The following is a 16,820-nucleotide window of genomic DNA, read 5'->3' on the forward strand; positions in this document are numbered from 1 at the left end:
ACACCGGCAAAAATCGCCTTCACACACCGATCACAGGCGCCAATCCGCTAACGATAGAATATGCAGATGCCGACTATGACGACCGCGGAAACCACTTACCGCAGCCGCGCCCCCTGGTGGTTCAACATCGCCGGGCACCTGCTTGAACCCTGGGTTCGCATCCGCCGCGACCCGGCCGAACCGGCCGGGCTGCTGAAGAGCGACGCCCCGGTTTGCTATGTGATCGAGCGTGATGGCTTTTCCGATGCGCTGATCCTCGATCGCGCCTGCCGCGAGGCCGGTCTGCCCAGCCCGATGCAGCCGCTGAGCAATACGCGGCGCAAACGCTCGGTGTTCGCCCTGGCTCGTCGTGACGGTGAAGTGTTCGGCCGCAATCGCAAACGCTCGCCGAATGAACCGATCGGGCAACTGATCCGCTCGCTGGAAGGTTTCCCCGAGCGCGACATCCAGATCGTGCCGGTCTCCATCTACGTCGGCCGCGCGCCTTCGCGCGAAACCGGCTGGTTCCGGGTGTTGTTCTCGGAAAACTGGGTGGTGGTCGGCCGCTTCCGCCGCATGCTCGCCCTGCTGCTCAATGGCCGCGACACGGTGGTGCATTTCTCTGCGCCGGTATCGCTGCGCCAGGTGATGAACGAGAGCAGCGAGCTGCAGCCGGAACGCTTCGCGCGCAAGATGGCGCGCGTGTTGCGCACTCACTTCCGCCGTATTCGCGCGGCAGTGATCGGGCCGGATCTTTCGCACCGCCGTACCGTGGTCGATGCCGTGCTCAACGCCGAACCGGTGCGCGCTGCGATCACCTCCAACGCCGTGAAGGAAAACATCAGCTACGCCAAGGCGTGGGAACGCGCGCACAACATGATGATGGAAATCGCCGCCGACTATTCGCACCCGGTGGTGCGCTCGGCGTCGTTCCTGCTGCGCAACTTCTGGAACAAGCTGTACGACGGCATCACCATGCATCATTTCGACAAGGCCCGCGCTGCCGCGCCGGGCTACGAAGTAGTGTACGTGCCCAGCCATCGCAGCCATGCCGACTATCTGCTGATGTCGTATCAGCTGCATGCCTCGGGAGTGGTGGTGCCGCATATCGCCGCCGGTGTGAACCTCAACCTGCCGCTGATCGGCCCGATCCTGCGTCGCGGCGGTGCGTTCTTCCTGCGCCGCAGCTTCAAGGGCAATGCGCTGTATCCGGTGGTGTTCAACGAATACCTGGCGCAGCTGATCGACCGCGGCGTGCCGATCGAATACTTCATCGAAGGCGGACGCTCGCGCACCGGCCGCTTGCTCGCACCGCGCGCCGGCCTGCTGGCGATGACCGTGCGCGCTTTCCTGCGCGCGCCACGCCGCCCAGTGCTATTCCAGCCCGTGTACATCGGCTATGAAAAGCTGATGGAGGGCAAAAGCTATGCTGGTGAACTGTCCGGCAAGCCCAAAGAAAAGGAATCACTGATCGGGCTGATCCGCGGCCTCAGCGTGCTGCGCCAGCGCTACGGCCATGTCGCGCTGAACTTCGGCGAGCCGATCGAGCTGACGCCGATGCTCGACGCTGCCAACGGCGATTGGCGTGACAACACCAGCGATCCCAGCGTAAAGCCGGAATGGCTCAACGGCGTGGTCGACAAGCTGGCCGAACAAATCCAGATCAACATCAACCGCGCCGCTGACGTTAACCCGATCAACCTGCTTGCCCTCGCCTTGTTGGCGACGCCCAAGCATGCGATGGCGGAAAACGATCTGCTTGCGCAGCTGGAGCTGATGAAGGCGCTGCTCGAAGAGCTGCCCTATTCCGATCGCGTCACGCTCACGCCGATGGCGCCGGATGCCATCATCGCCTACGGCGAACAGATGGGATGGATTACCCGCATACGCCACCCGCTTGGCGATGTGCTGACGGTCGAAGGCGAGCCGGCGGTGTTGCTGAGTTACTTCCGCAACAACGTGCAACACCTGATCGCCCCCGCCGCGTGGGTGGCCTGCTGCTTCCTCAACAACCGCCGCATGACGCGCGCCTCGATTCTGCGCCTGGGCCGCATCATCTATCCGTTTATCCAGGGCGAACTGTTCCTGCCCTGGGACAGCGAAGGCTTCGGCCATCAGTTGCAGGCAACCATCGATTTCTTCGTGCGCCGCGGCCTGCTGGAAGCCAGCGGCGAAAGTCGCGTGCTGGAACGCGGCCCCGGCCAGGACGACGCCGCTTATCAGCTGAAAGTGATCGCGCGCAACCTGATCCAGGCTTTCGAGCGCTACTACATCGCCATCGCCGCCCTGGTGAAAAACGGCCCCCATACTGTCACCGCTGCCGAACTGGAAAACATCTGCACGCTTACCGCGCAACGCCTGAGCCTGCTCAGCGAACCTTCCGCACCCGAATTCTTCGACAAGGCCCTGTTCCGCGGCTTCATCCAGAAACTGCGCGAACGCCGCGTGGTATGGATCGACGAGAACGGCAAGCTCGACTACGACAGCGCGCTGGAAGGCATGGTGCGCGACGCCCGCGTCATCCTCGCTCGTGAAATGCGCCACTCCATCCTCAAGATCACCGGCGGCGATCCGGAAAAGGAATCAGCGCGTCCTGCCGCCGCGCCGGTGGAACCACCCGCAGCAGCAAAGCAGCCCGAGCAAGAAGAGCTTAGCGAGCAGCAGGAATTGCCGCTCAATACCAGCGAAGAACTGCACGAACGGCATGTGATCGCTGAGCATCGCGAACACGAACACCACGCCCCTGCGGAGCAGGACAAGGACTGAACTGCACCGCGTGCGTCGTTACAACCGATCGCCCGCCATCCATGACATGCACGCGCCTCATCGCGAGGCGCAGCGATCCGCACGCCGATGCCTGCTCGCCCGGCCACCTGCCTCAGCATGGACGTGTCGATGGCTTATCGATTTCCTTACCCGCGGGTTCTGCGGCCTTCGGCAGCGTCCAGTGAGAACACGCCATGCCTGGCGTCGGCTCGTGTAGGTGCGAATGAGCGCCCGTAACGAAATGACGGCGTGCCTTAACCGTGTAACACCGATGCAAAGCGGGCCTCGCGATCATGACACTCAACCGGATGCCAGTGCGAAGCCGGCAACATGACCCAACGAGTTGAATGGCGTGGAGCTCTCATGGTCGCAAGCACTTTGGCCGCTCGCTGGTCATAAGGCGTCGACTCTTGGCAGATCTGTTCGCTATTGATCGAAGGAACGAACCATGAGCGACACGACCATTTCAGCAGCGAGCACTTTCGTGCCGCCGATAGCACCGACTGAACAACGCACCGATCTAACGGCCAGCCGTGCCAGCGACCCGAATCTACAAAACAAGAGCCCTTCCACCGACCTCGCCATGGCCCGCACCGGCACGGCCGAACTCTCGGTTTTAACAAGCGCGGCGGGAGACAGCTATGGGCTCACCAGGCAACTGAAAGGCGTTCCGGCGCCATCGGTATTCAACCAAATCTATACCCCGTTACGTACTGTCACCAAGGGCATCGATTTGCCATTTCGGATCGCCGTCTATGCCCCCAGCATCAACGACCGCGAAACAAGCACTGTCGACAAGATCGCTTTAATCACCAAAGTGGCGACGGCCGCAGCCGATCTGGGGACCGAAGCAGGACTGGTCTGGGCCAATCACTTCAATAACAAAAACAACATGCAGCTGGAGCACGTGCTGGTCACCCGCCCAGCGCCTGCGACACCTACCGCCGGTGACATTCCACTGCGGGAATTTGGACATGGGCGCGTCAAGGCCCCCATCACCCCATCGAATCCGGATCCAGAAACGACGCCGCCCGCATCAGCAAACGGGAATGTGCACGATCGCACTTCCATACCGACCGCGCCGCCTGAGCCTGATGCGCCTCACCTCGCCAAACCGCAACCCTTTGATCGCAACGCACCCAGTCGCATCCCTACGAAGCGCTTCAACATGACCACTCCCGGCGAGCCATTCGCTCGCGGTAGCCTGGACATACCAGATCCGCCATTTATCCGGTACGGCGCTGGCCGCCGGCCCGTGATGAGAATCGCCACTCCGGTGCCTTCTTCATCGCTGAGTACGATCAAGGGACTCAACTATGCAAGCAATGGCATCGGCGCCCTTAGCAGCCTGGCAGACATTTACTTTGGCATGAAAGCCGTGGTCACTGAGCGGGAGCCGCTTGCCAAGACGCAAGGTGCCGCTTTCGCACTCGCCGGGACAACCGGAGTTGCCGCAACCGGCCTTGGCTCCATGAGTGTTGCAGAGATGGGCGGCGCTGCGGCAGCGGCAGCAGCAACCGGATTGTCGGTCGTATCGGCCGGAGCGGCGGCGGTCGGTCTCGGGTTGAACTTTGTTCCCCTCACCCATGGGCACGACAACCGGCGCCGCGCCTACAAAGTCCATAACGACCTTAGCTATGACGTCAAGCAGCTTGCGTTGGCCGATCACCAACTGACGCAACGCACCGGGCAGCGCATCCGCTCGGACCTGCTCCGACTGAACGCGCGCTACGGCGTCGAACCCAAGACGGTATGGCTCAACAACAACGGCGCCGACCTGATGAACGAGATCAACTCGCCCAACAATACGGCCTCGGGCCAATGGAAACCCGATGCGGACGGCAAAGTGTGGTCGGACTTCCGTGACAAATACATCCGGATAAACGGCACACCGCACCAGGAGACCAGCAGCCTGAACCTGGCCTGCGAGCACGATGGCGTGGTCAACGTACCTGCGCCACGCACAACGGTAAACATACCCGGCGACGAGAACCCGGACAAAACCCCGCAGCCGATACAGACGCCGGCCAGCGATGCCTCGCTATACACAGCGCAAGGCTGGCGCCACAGCACGCAGCAACCGTGGCTCTACAAGGATTACGGTTATCAAACCTCGGACTGGGGGTACTACTGGGAAACATCGATTCCAGCTTCCGTATCGGCGGGCCCGCTTTATGTCGCCCATGACGCCGTACCAGAAGGCAAGGACCGCGTCGTCTTGATTGAAGACACCCGCCTGGCCTCCACGCCCGCCCTGCCCAAAGACCATTATGCGGAAACGTCGCTGTTCCAATTCAACGGCAACGATGCGCAGCTATTGAATGAGCCGCAGATTGGCGAACTCATCCACGACAAAAAGCCCGTGGCAGTGCCGGCAGCCCCTGGCGACAGGGTCCAAGTCGACGGCATGAAGCTAAACGCGTCGGAAAGCCACGACAAGCAACAGGAAAACGCCTATCGGGAAGCGGTCTATCCGATGGATAGCTTGCCGCATGCGCGCTCCCCCGATGCCTTCCATCGAACGATAGAAACCGATCCATCCGCTCGCACGGTGGTTTCCCTGCCCTATATAAGGCGACCGGTAACCATCATTGCCAGGAATCCAAACGACGTGATCGACCTGCCCCAAATGCCTGAGGCAGACATGCACGTCACGCTGCCGGCGGTCGACGCTGCGATAGATAAGCGGCAGCTTGGCTTATCCGACAGAAACTCGCTCCGCCGCCAGACAGCCAGCGATGCGCCCACGCAGGTCTACGTTTTCTCCAATGGAAAAACACTGACGGTGCAGGCGGAAAATGCGGCCAGCGCCGCGAGGTTTGTCCAGGGACTCACCTAAATAATGCAGCAGTCGCCTCGGCATCGACACCTGATTTCGCCCATTCCCCAGGGAGTTTTCCGTGCAACCGTCTCCCATATCTCATGGATCTTATGACGCCCGCCCCATGGACACGCCAACCATGCCCACAGGGCAACGCGCTCCACAGACCTATCCACTGATCACGCCTTCGCATCCGTTCGCTCGCCCTTCCAATTTCCCCAATCCACCGCGCGCAGGACTCCCCAGGCCGAGCTACCCGCATGTGAGGTATCAAGGCGATGCATCCAGCAACATCAACTCGCCGAGCACATCGCAAGGCTTGCGTGGGAAACCATCCCCTGGTCCGAGCTACCCGGACAAAAGGTATCCAGGCCAATCACCCGGCAACACAACATCGGATAGCCCATCGCGTCCCCCGAGTTGGTCGGATATCAACGACAGACGCGATCGGCTCAACGACATTGTCAGCGGCGCCGACTCCGCGCGTGCGAACTTTGATAGCGCCTCTAAAGCGTGGAACGAAGGCCGCTATATCGACACGCTCTTTGACAGCTATCAAAGTGTGAATGGAGGGTTTCGCGCATTGCGTGGCGTGCTCGCTCTGGCCAGTGTGGCAGCCGACCAGGCAGGGTATCAACGCGCCGCGGAATTCCTGAAGAACACCGCCGACGACATCAAATCGGCACGCTTCGCACTGGCGGGTGTATTGAGCCCCGTGAGTAGCTTCCGTGGCCTTGCGAGCGTACTCACCGACCCATCAAGCACCCGCGCAGACGTACTCAGCAGCGGCACGGATTACGCCACTGGCCTGGGCCAGAGCACCGGCCTGGCGATCCTGCAACTGGATCGCCGCAAGGGCGACACCCCGCTGAAGCAATTCGGCTATGGGATGTTTACCCTGGCGGAAGGGGGATCCGCCGCCAATCAAGTCATCTCGGGCTATTCGCAAGCCTACGACGCGCTGGGCGAGGGCGATTTCAAGACCGCTACCAAGGCAGCCCTTGGCGCCACCACCAATCTCGTCGAAGGCCCGCAAATTGCGGCCAATTACCTGGCCGATACCTTCGACACGCTAGGCATGAAACAACAAGCCACGCGAATGTACGAGGTGTCGGCGCGCTTGCTGACCGTCGAGATCGCCGTCAAATCCGTGGCAGCCATCCTCAACCCCTTGCTCGATGACTCGAAGGAGGCATGAGTCAACGCGTAGGAGGCCGTCCAAAGGCGCGTTTTTCATCGGCCGTGTGCCTGCGTACCATCACGCGCCAGCATGACGATCGCGTGGCGCCCCACGCACCCGCTCATGCCGAAATAATGCCCGCGGCAATCGCCTCGATGACACACTGCCGAAACCATGCATGGGCCGGATCATCGTGGGTCGACGCATGCCAGTACGCCATGATCGGAATCGCTTTAAGTTTGACCGGCAACGGCAGCATCGCGATCGGCAGCATCGAGGAGACGTGCAGCGCGTAAGAACGTGGCACCGTCATCAGCAAATCGGTCCTGGACGCGATCTCGCAGGCCGAAAAATAGTGTTGGCAAACCAGCCGTACATGACGGAACTTGCCGCTTTGCCGCAGCAGCACGTCCAGCGCGCTGGCTTCGCCGAGCGGCGAGACCGTCACGTGCCCAGCGGCCAGATAATCGCCGAGCTTCAGTTGCGAAGACAGCGGATGACCGGCGCGCATCAGCACCACCAGCGTCTCGTCGGCCAAATGCTGGTGCACAATCTGCGGCCCGGCGCGTAGCGGGCGGTCGACCACCAGGCTCAAGCTTCCTCCGCGCAATTCCCGCTCCGCTTCGTCGGCGACAATGCGATGACTGGCCACTCGCACATGCGGCGCTTCACGCTCGAGCCTGGCAATCACCGCAGGCAACGCGATCGACTCCAGGATGTCGCGAAACCCGATCGTGAAGGCCAGCTCCAGCCGTGCGGGATCGAAGCTCGGCTGTGCATGCACGCTGGCATGCAAGCCTTCCAGGTGCGCCTGCACGGCCGGCATCATCGTGCGTACCTTCTCGGTCGGCAGCAGGCGATTGCCTTGTCGCACGAACAGCGGATCGCCCAGGTGATCGCGCAAGCGCTTCAAGGCGTGCGTGACGGCGGGCTGGGTAAGGTGCAGCACGCGGGCCGCAGCGCTGACGCCACCATAGGTGTAAATGGCGTCGAGTACGTGGAACAGGTTGAGGTCGATGCGTGTATCGGGGCGATCCATGGAGAGGCGCTTATCGGCTCGTTGATCCGGGGGCAAGGATACGCCAACCCATGCATCACGCTAATGGGTGCCCATAAAGGATATTCATTTCAATAATCCCCTTGGAAGGGCGTAGGCTGGACGGAATCAGGAGACAAGCCCGTGGATTTCGCCCCTTCTGCACGTACCCAGGCCCTGGCCGAACGGCTTGCCCGTTTTATGCGCGACGAAGTCGCGCCGGCCGAATCCGTGTATGCCGCCGCCTTGAGCGGCCGCAGCGATCACCGCACCTGGCGACAGCCGGCGATCATGGAAACGCTGAAGGAAAAAGCGCGTGCCGCCGGGCTGTGGAATCTGTTTCTACCCGACGCCGAGCATGGCGCCGGCCTCAGCAATGTGGACTACGCGCCACTGGCCGAGATCATGGGCCATTCGTTTATTGCGCCCGAGGTGTTCAACTGCAGCCCGCCGGACAGCGGCAATATGGAAGTGCTGCATCGCTACGGCACGCCGGAACAGCGCGAGCGCTGGTTGCAACCGCTCCTGGCAGGCGAGATCCGCTCGGCATTCGGCATGACCGAACCGGGCGTGGCGTCATCGGATGCGACCAATATGCAAGCAACCGCCCGCATCGAGGGAGATCAGGTGGTGCTGAACGGTCGCAAGTGGTGGACAACCGGCGCGGGGCATCCGCATTGCCGCTTCGTGATTTTCATGGGCCTCAACGATCCGGATGCCGAGCCCTATAAGCGGCACATGATGGTGATCTGCCCACTCGACACGCCCGGCGTGTCGATCGAACGCATGCTGCCGGTGTTTCATCACTACGACGAGCCGTCCGGTCACGGTGAATTGAGTTTTACGGAGGTACGCGTGCCGCTGGCCAACGTGATACTCGGCCCGGGACGCGGTTTCGAGATTGCGCAGGGCCGGCTCGGTCCGGGACGCATCCATCACTGCATGCGCGCGATTGGCGCGGCGGAACGTGCGTTGTCCCTGTTGTGCGAGCGTGCGCGAGCGCGCGTCGCGTTCGGCAAGCCGCTGTCGGAACTGGGTGGCAATCCGGACATCGTGGCGAACCTGCGCATGGCCATCGAACAGGCGCGCCTGCTGACTTTGAAAACGGCCTGGACACTCGACACGCAAGGCACCAAGGCGGCGTTGAGTCTGATTTCGCAGATCAAGGTGGTCGTGCCGGCGGTGGCGCAGCAGGCGGCGGATGCGGCCATCCAGATCCATGGCGGCGCGGGTCTTTCCGATGATTTTCCGCTGACGCGGCTATTTGCCTATGCCCGCGTGCTGCGCCTGGCCGACGGCCCGGATGAAGTGCACCGTAGTGTGATCGCCAAACTGGAAGCGAAAGCCCAGGCCCACCGGGAGTCTTTGCCATGAGCGACACGCTGGATCAGCCGCGCGCCTTGCGCGATGAAGACGCCTTCGACGTGGCCCGCGTCGATGCGTTTCTCAAGCAACGTATCGCGGGCCTGCATGGCACGCCGACACTGGCGCAGTTTCCCGGTGGCGCGTCCAACCTCACCTATCTGCTGACGTATCCGGATCATGAGTTGGTGCTGCGCCGGCCGCCTGCAGGCGCCAAGGCGAAGTCGGCGCATGACATGCTGCGCGAAGCGCATGTGATGGCGACGCTGAAACCGCAGTATCCCTATGTCCCGGAGATTCTCGCGATCTGCGATGACGAAGCGGTGATCGGTCAGCATTTCTACGTCATGCAACGCCTGCGCGGCAGCATCCTGCGCCGCGATCTTCCTGCCGGACTGGGCATGCGCGCCGACGATGTGCGCACGCTGTGCCTGAGCTTTGTCGACCGGCTGGTCGAACTGCATCAGGTCGATACGTCGCGGCCAGACATACAGCAGATCGGCAAGGGCGAAGGCTATATCGCACGGCAGGTTGCCGGCTGGAGTGATCGTTGGCGCGGAGCCCTCACCGAAGGCACCGACGCCTGCGAAGACGTGCTCGCCTGGCTGGCGCAAAAGCAACCACCACGCGACAACGCCGTTTGCGTGATCCACAACGATTACCGTTTCGACAATGTGGTGCTCGATCCACAGCAACCGCTGCGCATCATCGGCGTACTGGACTGGGAAATGGCGACGCTCGGCGATCCGCTGATGGATCTGGGCGGATCGCTGGCGTACTGGGTGCAAGCCGATGACGACGCCACCTTTCAGGGATTCCGCCGCCAGCCTTCGAATGCGCCGGGCATGCTTACGCGCCGCGAGCTGGTCGACTACTACGGTAGCCGCACCGGCTGGCACGTAGATAATTTCGATTTCTACGAAGTGTTCGGCCTGTTCCGGCTGATGGTGATCATCCAGCAGATCTATCGTCGCTTTGTGCTGGGGCAGACCACCAATCCACAGTTTGCCGGCTTCGGCCATGCCGCCCGCTACATGGGTGAGCGCTGTCGCGGCATCATCGCGCGCTCGGTGCTTTGAGCATGCGCAGCGCGCTGCTGATTCGCCATGGACAGGCCAGTTTCCGCTCGGCGGATTACGATCGACTGTCGCCCATAGGCGAGGAACAGTCGCAGCGCCTGGGGACGTGGCTGGCCGATTGCGGCTCGCTGCCGGAGCTGGTGGCGATCGGACCGCGACAACGTCATCGACGCACGGCCGAACTGTGTCTCGCTGCGGCTGGCATCGACCGTCCGCTGCTTAGGCTCGAAGGCCTGGACGAAGTCGATCATCTGGAATTGCTGGCGCGGCTGCGCCCTGACCTCGATGGACCGGAAGCCATCCACCAGGCGCTGAAGCAGACGCCTGATCCGTATCGCGCTTTCCAGCAACTGTTCGCCGCCGCGGTCGCGCGCTGGGTCGAGGGTGAGCATGACGCGTCCTATATGCTGAGCTGGCCACGCTTCCGCCAGCAGGCGTTGGAGGCTTTGCAAACGCTGGCCGACCATGCCGCGAAAACCATCTGGGCGTTTACCTCGGCCGGTCCGATTGCCGTGGTCGTCAACACGTTGACCGAAGCGCCGGTCGCGCAGACTTTCAAGCTCAGCTGGCCGTTGGTCAATACCAGCATCACGACCTTGCGCTGGGGTCGCAGCGGCGCATCGCTGGTCACCTACAACGCGTGGCCTCACCTGCAGCGTACGGAACACCAACATCTGGTGACGCTGCGCTAACCCTTCACGGATCGCCGGGACATACTGACCATGACTTCACCCCCCTCTTTCGACCTTACCGGCAAGATCGCCATCGTCACCGGCGCCAGCCGCGGCATCGGCGCGGAGATCGCCAAGCTGCTTGCTGCGCATGGCGCGCATACGATCGTGTCGAGCCGCAAGCAGGCCGATTGCCAGACGGTGGTCGACCAGATTGTCGCCGCGGGCGGTTCCGCCGAAGCGGTGGCCTGCCATATTGGTGAGATGGAACAGATCGACGCCTTGTTTGCGCAGGTCGCCCAGCAACACGGCCGGCTCGATATCCTGGTCAACAACGCGGCGACCAATCCTTTCTTCGGCCATATCCTGGATACCGAGCCGTCGATTTTCCAGAAGACCGTGGATGTGAATATCCGCGGCTACTTCTACATGTCCTCGCACGGCGCGCGCCTGATGGCCAAGCAGGGCGGCGGCTCGATCATCAATGTGGCGTCGGTCAACGGCGTGGTGCCGGGCGTGCAGCAAGGCATCTATTCGATCACCAAGGCGGCGGTGATCTCGATGACCAAGGCGTTTGCCGTGGAATGCGCCGAATTGGGCGTGCGTTGCAATGCACTGCTGCCAGGCCTGACCGATACCAAGTTCGCCTCGGTGCTGGTCAATACGCCGGCCATCCTCAAGCAAGCCCTGGCCCATGTACCGATGCGCCGCGTGGCGCAGCCCTCGGAAATGGCTGGTGCGGTGCTTTATCTCGCCTCCGATGCCGCCTCGTACACCACCGGCTCGGTGCTGAATGTCGACGGTGGCTACCTCAGCGTTTGACCCACGGGAATCATCATGACTGCACCTTCTGCACAACGCGTCGCCGGCAAGTGCGCCTTCGTGACCGGCGCCGCCGGTGGTCTCGGCGCGGCCACCGCACGCATGCTGGCGCGCCATGGCGCCAAGGTTTTTATCACCGATGTACAGGAAGCCGCCGTCAGCGCGCTCGCGGCCGACATCAATCACGAACTGGGTGCCCAGGTCGCCTGGTCGGCCGCGCAGGACGTGAGCGACGAAGCCAGCTGGCAGCGCTTGCTCGCGCAAGCCGTGGAAAACATGGGCGGCCTGTCGGTACTGGTCAACAACGCCGGCATCGGCTCGCTGGGCGGCGTGGAACAGATCGAGCTGAAAGAGTGGCGGCGCGTGATGAGCGTGAATGTCGACAGCATCCTGTTCGGCTGCAAGTACGCGCTGCCCTATCTGCGCCAGCAACAACCGGCGTCGATCGTGAATATTTCCTCGCTGGCGGCGTTCAAGGTCGACCCCAGCTACACCGCTTACAACACCTCGAAAGCGGCGGTGGCCATGCTGACCAAATCCGTCGCGGTCGACTGCGCCAAGCAGCAGGTCGACGTGCGTTGCAATTCAATCCATCCCGCCTTTATCCGTACGGGCATCGTGGCGCCTTTCTTCGCGGCGCTGGGTGAAGAAGAGGCGACGCGCAAACTGACCCGCGGCATTCCCATGAAACGCCTGGGCGAGCCGGACGACGTCGCATACGCGGTGCTTTATCTCGCCTCGGATGAAAGTCGCTACGTCACCGCCGCCGAACTGGTTATCGACGGCGGCGCTTGCGCGGTATAACACCCTCTCTGCCCAAGGCTTATCGTCATGTCTCTTATCAATCGCCAATTACGCCTGAAGACGCGCCCCGAAGGATTGGTCCAGCGCGAGGACTTCGATCTGCAACAACACGCCGTGCCCGAGCTCAAGGACGGCGAAATCCTGGTGCGCGTGTTGTATCTGTCGATGGACCCCACCAATCGCGTGTGGATGAGCGACATTCCGCAATACATGCCGCCCGTGGCCATCGGCGAAGTGATGCGCGCGCTGGGCCTGGGACGGGTGATCGCCTCTAAATCGCCACACTATGCCGAGGGCGATCTGGTGCAGGGCCTGCTGGGTTGGCAGGACTACGCCGTGATCGACGATCGCCGCCGCAAGGATTACGTGAAGCTGCCCGCGCATCCGTCGGTGCCGCTGCCCACCCTGCTCGGCGGATGCGGCTTCAGCGGCATCACCGCGTATTACGGCCTTACCGAGATTGCGCCGGTGCAGGTGGGCGAAACGCTGGTGGTGTCCGCCGCCGCCGGTTCGGTGGGTTCGATCGCCGGCCAGATCGGCAAGTTGCGCGGCGCCCGCGTGGTCGGCATTGCCGGCGGTCCGGACAAATGCCGTTATCTGGTCGATGAACTCGGCTTCGATGCCGCCGTCGACTACAAGGCCGAGAACTGGAAGCAGGCCCTGGCCGAGGCCACCCCCGACGGCGTGCACGTGAACTTCGAGAATGTCGGTGGCCAAGTGATGCGTGCGGTGCTGTCGCGCATGGTCAACGGCGGGCGTGTCGCGCTATGCGGATTGATCGCCAATTACACCAGCGGCGCACGCCCCAGCGACGACTACAGCATCATCATCGTCAAGCGCCTGACCGTACGAGGCTTCCTGGCATTCGATTACCCGGACACCCCGAAGGCCGTGCAGGAACTGGTCGGCTGGGTGATGAGCGGGCGCATCAAGGCCGAGGAAACCATCGAGCACGGCCTGGAAAATGCACCCGTGGTGTTGAACCAGCTGTTCGAAGGCAACAACCGGGGCAAACTATTGCTGCGTGTTGCGGATGATGTATAGCGAGTCAAGGCGGTCCGTCGTTCCTCATCGACGGATGGAATCCAGTCAGTGCGTCGACGTTTCCGACGCACTGCCCATCCCCTTCAAGGACTCGCACCGCCCTGCCCCAGCAGATGCCCATTGACGGTCGTGCCGTACAAGGAATCAGGCGTGTCGTGGAAAGCCGCACGCGTGGCGGGAATGGAGTCCTTGTAGCGCGGATCCTGCGGACGCTCGTGCGCATTCATGAAGTACGCCACGTCCCACGCATCCTGATCGGTCAGCGTATTGCCGCGCCCGAGCGGCATGTTGGCTTTGATGAAACCGGCTGCGTTGGTGACCAGTTCCATACCGGCACCCCAGTTGAAGGATTGCGGCCCCCATAACGGCGGGAACACCGTATGCCCCGCGGCTTGCTGACCCTGGCCGTTGTCGCCGTGGCACAACGCGCAATCGCGTTTGAACACCGTTTCGCCGCGCGCGTAATCAGGCGTAAGCGCAGGCTTGGACAACTTCGGGTAGCTGCGCCCCGGCTGCGACGTGCCGATCGGCTCGCCCTTGGACATCCAATACGCATACGTCTCAAGCGCCACCAGCACCGGATCGCCCAGCGGCGGCGCCTTGCCGTTCATGCTGTAGTTGAAACAACCCTGCAGTCGTTCGGCAAACGTATTGACGTCGTGCGTCTTGCTGCGATAGGCCGGATACATCGGATAAGCGCCCCACAATGGCGCGGAATGCGCAAGGCGCCCGGCATCCAGATGGCAGCTTTCGCAGCTCAGCTGATTGCCGACGTAAGCCTTGGCATATTTGCCCGGGTCCATGAAAATCTGCCGGCCCAACGCCACCTGTTTGCCGAAATCATCATTGGGAATGGCCGATTCCGGCGGCGGCGTGAAATGGCTTGCGCTTTTTGGCGCTGAGGATGCCGGCGCGGGAGCTTTTGCAACAGGCGCAGCCGTCTGCGGCGTGGAATGTTCGCATGCGGCAAGTACAAGTGTTGCGATGATCAGTGCCGAGGTTTTCGACTTCATGGCTGCGACTCCTTCGGCACTCCCGCCGGCTGCGCGGCATACCACGCGCTGATGGCGGCGATATCCGCCTCACTCAATTTGCCGGCGACGCTTTGCATGAGTTGCTGGGGATCGTTATGCCGCGAACCTTGCTGCCACGCATGCAGCTCGTTGCCGATATACGTCGAGGATTGCCCGGTCAGTGGCGGGAAATGATCGCCGACGCCGATGCCCCCTGGCCCATGACATTGCTCACATGCAGGCAGCGTATTTGACCAGCGCCCACGCGTGGCCAGCACCTGACCGAGCTGTGCGACATCGTCTTTGAGCGGAGGACTTGCGGCCGGAGCCGGTACCGGCAACTTGCTGTAGTAAGCGGCCAGCACATCACGCTCGGCATCGCTCAAGGCCATCGCCACCGGTTGCATGGTGGCGCTGGTACGCGAGCTGTTGGCGAAATCATCCAGTTGCTTGCGCAGATAGGCTTCAGGCAAACCGGCCAAGCGCGGGAACCCGGCTGCCGCCTGGCCGCCGCCATCTGCGCCGTGGCAAGCCATGCAAGGCGCTGCGCCATGCCCATTGCCTTGCTGCGCGATCGTGGCGCCCTGGGATGTATCGGCCGATGTAGCGCCCGCCCAAAGCGCACAACACATCAGCAAGGCGATCACTGTCTGTTTCATGGCTGCGGCGGCTGGAAGCCGTATTTGTGGTAGATGGCCTGCGCCTGGGCCGATGTCATGAAGGCGAGAAAATCCTTGGCGGCCTGCGCATGCGGCGCATCTTTCATGCGCGCCGCGGTGTACGTTGCGGTGACATTCTGCTCGGCGGGAATCGCCACCGTTTCCACCGGACGATGCAGGATCTGCTGCTGGAAGTAGGCTTCGGTTGACCATACCGGTGCCGCATCCGATTCGCCTTGCAACACGCGCAATGGAGATTCGCGATGGTGGATGCGCGTCAGATAGGTACTGCCGTCCTTGACCTTGCTATCCATGATGGTGTGATCCAACGCATCGCCGCCGGCTTTGCGATAACTGGCCTCGATCTGCTTGGCGATGCCTTCCCATTGTGGATTGGGCATGCTGACACGCACATCCGCGCGGCCCAGATCCTTCAGGCCTTCCACATGCTTGGGATTGCCCTTGGCCACCAGGATGGCGAGCGGGTTGCGTGCGTAATCGGCAGTGTCGGCAAACCAGCCGTGTTGTTTTTGCAGCTCCGCTATCGAACCCTTGCCGTTGGTAAAGATGTCCGGCTTCAGCGCAATGCGCAGATTGCCCATCACCAGCGAACCGGTTTCGATCTGCTTGGCCAGGATGCCCGGCGGCAAGGTTTCCACGTAAATGCGCTGGTACTGCGGATAGCGTTGCCTGAAAGCGTCGACCAGGTCATGCACCACCATGAACTGGTTGCCGGCAAAAAATACCGTGAGTTGCGGATCGACGATGTCGCCATGCAGATCCGCTATGGCATCGAACGGGGGCACCGCGAACGAGACACCGCCACTCGGCGGTGGATTCCACGGCGGCAGATAATCCGTCTGGCCGGCATAGGCAAAGCTAGCGGCGACAGCCAGCATGCCGGTCAGCAAAGCGCGTAACCAGCGACGATTCGAGCACGGCGACATGATCGGCTCCGTTTCTTAAAGCGGCATCAGGGCATAACCCTGCTGCTCCAGTTCGGTAATGGTGGTGAGCGCAGCCAAGCTAAGGGTGACGTCCTTGGCGGCCCACTCGTTGGGATAGTGATGTTCGGCCATGGCCTGACCGCATACCGCGACATCAACTCCGGCCTTGCGCAGTTGACGGATCACTGCGAGATTGGGGTTGGCCGTACCGAACTGCGCCTTGTAGTGCTCATCATCCAGCACCAGACCGGTGGCCTGGCCATAGGCCACCGCGACAAATTTCAGATGATCCAGTGGCACACCTGCCGAAACATACAGGTTCACCGTACGCGCTACGCGCTCGATGCCCGGATTGATCTGGTCGGGCTTGTCGCTGGCCTTGGTCAGGGCGAACACCACCTTGTAGGTTGCCTTGCGATCGGGCTGATAGGCCGCGTGCGGCAGCGGGTGATAGGCACCGGCGGCAGTGATCGCTTGCGGGGCGTTCTGTGCTGCGGCAACACCGTAAGCAAACAGGCCAGCGACACAGGACAACAGCAGGACCGAACGTTTCATGTTTTCCCCTCATCAGGCGGTGCAGTTCCGCAGCAGTGAGAAGGCTACGCCGCTCTCGCCCAGCGGACCACTTGTTGTTGCG

The 16,820-nt window shown here is 62.1% G+C and carries 14 protein-coding genes; 9 read left to right on the forward strand and 5 right to left on the reverse strand.

All coding sequences use genetic code 11. The features are described 5' to 3' along the window. Positions 1–66 precede the first annotated feature (66 nt). The 3 genes from plsB to ISP19_RS09295 all read left to right on the forward strand — a co-directional run bounded on the left by plsB (position 67) and on the right by ISP19_RS09295 (position 6,764). Positions 67–2,745 carry a glycerol-3-phosphate 1-O-acyltransferase PlsB gene (plsB, locus tag ISP19_RS09285; protein ID WP_379946231.1) on the forward strand — a complete coding sequence of 893 codons (2,679 nt, stop codon included), beginning with the start codon at positions 67–69 and terminating at the stop codon, positions 2,743–2,745. A 448-nt stretch (positions 2,746–3,193) separates the two neighbouring features. Then, complete coding sequence (locus ISP19_RS09290) at positions 3,194–5,584, forward strand: hypothetical protein (RefSeq protein ID WP_204681080.1); 2,391 nt, start codon at positions 3,194–3,196, stop codon at positions 5,582–5,584. 121 nt (positions 5,585–5,705) lie between these two features. Continuing rightward, positions 5,706–6,764, forward strand: coding sequence for a hypothetical protein (locus ISP19_RS09295; protein ID WP_204681081.1), 1,059 nt, complete (start codon positions 5,706–5,708; stop codon positions 6,762–6,764). A 103-nt stretch (positions 6,765–6,867) separates the two neighbouring features. Here ISP19_RS09295 and ISP19_RS09300 read toward each other — a convergent pair whose 3' ends face one another. After that, complete coding sequence (locus ISP19_RS09300; protein WP_204681082.1) at positions 6,868–7,785, reverse strand: LysR family transcriptional regulator; 918 nt, start codon at positions 7,783–7,785, stop codon at positions 6,868–6,870. A gap of 141 nt (positions 7,786–7,926) precedes the next feature. Here ISP19_RS09300 and ISP19_RS09305 point away from each other — a divergent pair, with 141 nt between their 5' ends. From ISP19_RS09305 to ISP19_RS09330, 6 genes are read left to right on the forward strand one after another with little or no spacing between them, the layout of a single operon-like run. Then, a complete protein-coding gene (locus ISP19_RS09305; protein ID WP_204681083.1) occupies positions 7,927–9,156 on the forward strand; it encodes an acyl-CoA dehydrogenase family protein in 1,230 nt (409 codons plus the stop codon). Then, a complete protein-coding gene (locus ISP19_RS09310) occupies positions 9,153–10,223 on the forward strand; it encodes a phosphotransferase family protein (RefSeq protein WP_204681084.1) in 1,071 nt (356 codons plus the stop codon). The genes ISP19_RS09305 and ISP19_RS09310 overlap by 4 nt, the downstream gene beginning before the upstream one ends. A 2-nt stretch (positions 10,224–10,225) precedes the next feature. Next, the gene (locus tag ISP19_RS09315; RefSeq protein ID WP_204681085.1) at positions 10,226–10,915 is read left to right on the forward strand and encodes a histidine phosphatase family protein; all 690 of its coding nucleotides are present in this window, start codon (positions 10,226–10,228) and stop codon (positions 10,913–10,915) included. Positions 10,916–10,945: 30 nt separating this feature from the next. Beyond that, complete coding sequence (locus tag ISP19_RS09320; protein ID WP_204681086.1) at positions 10,946–11,716, forward strand: SDR family oxidoreductase; 771 nt, start codon at positions 10,946–10,948, stop codon at positions 11,714–11,716. A gap of 15 nt (positions 11,717–11,731) precedes the next feature. Then, positions 11,732–12,520 (forward strand): SDR family oxidoreductase, encoded by a 789-nt coding sequence (locus tag ISP19_RS09325; RefSeq protein WP_204681087.1) that lies wholly within the window; start codon positions 11,732–11,734, stop codon positions 12,518–12,520. 27 nt (positions 12,521–12,547) lie between these two features. Continuing rightward, positions 12,548–13,564, forward strand: a complete 1,017-nt coding sequence (locus ISP19_RS09330; protein ID WP_204681088.1) for an NADP-dependent oxidoreductase — start codon at positions 12,548–12,550, stop codon at positions 13,562–13,564. An 83-nt stretch (positions 13,565–13,647) separates the two neighbouring features. Here the strand turns inward: ISP19_RS09330 and ISP19_RS09335 are convergent, their stop codons facing one another. From ISP19_RS09335 to ISP19_RS09350, 4 genes are read right to left on the reverse strand one after another with little or no spacing between them, the layout of a single operon-like run. After that, positions 13,648–14,577, reverse strand: a complete 930-nt coding sequence (locus tag ISP19_RS09335; RefSeq protein ID WP_204681089.1) for a c-type cytochrome — start codon at positions 14,575–14,577, stop codon at positions 13,648–13,650. Then, complete coding sequence (locus ISP19_RS09340; protein WP_204681090.1) at positions 14,574–15,236, reverse strand: c-type cytochrome; 663 nt, start codon at positions 15,234–15,236, stop codon at positions 14,574–14,576. The genes ISP19_RS09335 and ISP19_RS09340 overlap by 4 nt, the downstream gene beginning before the upstream one ends. After that, positions 15,233–16,183: a substrate-binding domain-containing protein gene (locus ISP19_RS09345; protein WP_204681091.1), complete on the reverse strand. Its 951-nt coding sequence runs from the start codon at positions 16,181–16,183 to the stop codon at positions 15,233–15,235. The genes ISP19_RS09340 and ISP19_RS09345 overlap by 4 nt, the downstream gene beginning before the upstream one ends. A 15-nt stretch (positions 16,184–16,198) precedes the next feature. Then, positions 16,199–16,738 carry a DsrE family protein gene (locus tag ISP19_RS09350; RefSeq protein WP_204681092.1) on the reverse strand — a complete coding sequence of 180 codons (540 nt, stop codon included), beginning with the start codon at positions 16,736–16,738 and terminating at the stop codon, positions 16,199–16,201. Positions 16,739–16,820: the final 82 nt, after the last annotated feature.

This window comes from Dyella flava (assembly GCF_016904955.1).
Taxonomy (GTDB): domain Bacteria; phylum Pseudomonadota; class Gammaproteobacteria; order Xanthomonadales; family Rhodanobacteraceae; genus Dyella_B; species Dyella_B flava.

What these genes read in the sequence shown, in the direction of transcription:
- plsB (WP_379946231.1), top strand. Translation starts at nt 67, where the DNA reads ATGCCGACTATGACGACCGCGGAAACCACTTACCGCAGCCGCGCCCCC.
- ISP19_RS09290 (WP_204681080.1), top strand. Translation starts at nt 3,194, where the DNA reads ATGAGCGACACGACCATTTCAGCAGCGAGCACTTTCGTGCCGCCGATA.
- ISP19_RS09295 (WP_204681081.1), top strand. Translation starts at nt 5,706, where the DNA reads ATGCCCACAGGGCAACGCGCTCCACAGACCTATCCACTGATCACGCCT.
- ISP19_RS09300 (WP_204681082.1), bottom strand. Translation starts at nt 7,785, where the DNA reads ATGGATCGCCCCGATACACGCATCGACCTCAACCTGTTCCACGTACTC.
- ISP19_RS09310 (WP_204681084.1), top strand. Translation starts at nt 9,153, where the DNA reads ATGAGCGACACGCTGGATCAGCCGCGCGCCTTGCGCGATGAAGACGCC.
- ISP19_RS09315 (WP_204681085.1), top strand. Translation starts at nt 10,226, where the DNA reads ATGCGCAGCGCGCTGCTGATTCGCCATGGACAGGCCAGTTTCCGCTCG.
- ISP19_RS09320 (WP_204681086.1), top strand. Translation starts at nt 10,946, where the DNA reads ATGACTTCACCCCCCTCTTTCGACCTTACCGGCAAGATCGCCATCGTC.
- ISP19_RS09325 (WP_204681087.1), top strand. Translation starts at nt 11,732, where the DNA reads ATGACTGCACCTTCTGCACAACGCGTCGCCGGCAAGTGCGCCTTCGTG.
- ISP19_RS09330 (WP_204681088.1), top strand. Translation starts at nt 12,548, where the DNA reads ATGTCTCTTATCAATCGCCAATTACGCCTGAAGACGCGCCCCGAAGGA.
- ISP19_RS09335 (WP_204681089.1), bottom strand. Translation starts at nt 14,577, where the DNA reads ATGAAGTCGAAAACCTCGGCACTGATCATCGCAACACTTGTACTTGCC.
- ISP19_RS09340 (WP_204681090.1), bottom strand. Translation starts at nt 15,236, where the DNA reads ATGAAACAGACAGTGATCGCCTTGCTGATGTGTTGTGCGCTTTGGGCG.
- ISP19_RS09345 (WP_204681091.1), bottom strand. Translation starts at nt 16,183, where the DNA reads ATGTCGCCGTGCTCGAATCGTCGCTGGTTACGCGCTTTGCTGACCGGC.
- ISP19_RS09350 (WP_204681092.1), bottom strand. Translation starts at nt 16,738, where the DNA reads ATGAAACGTTCGGTCCTGCTGTTGTCCTGTGTCGCTGGCCTGTTTGCT.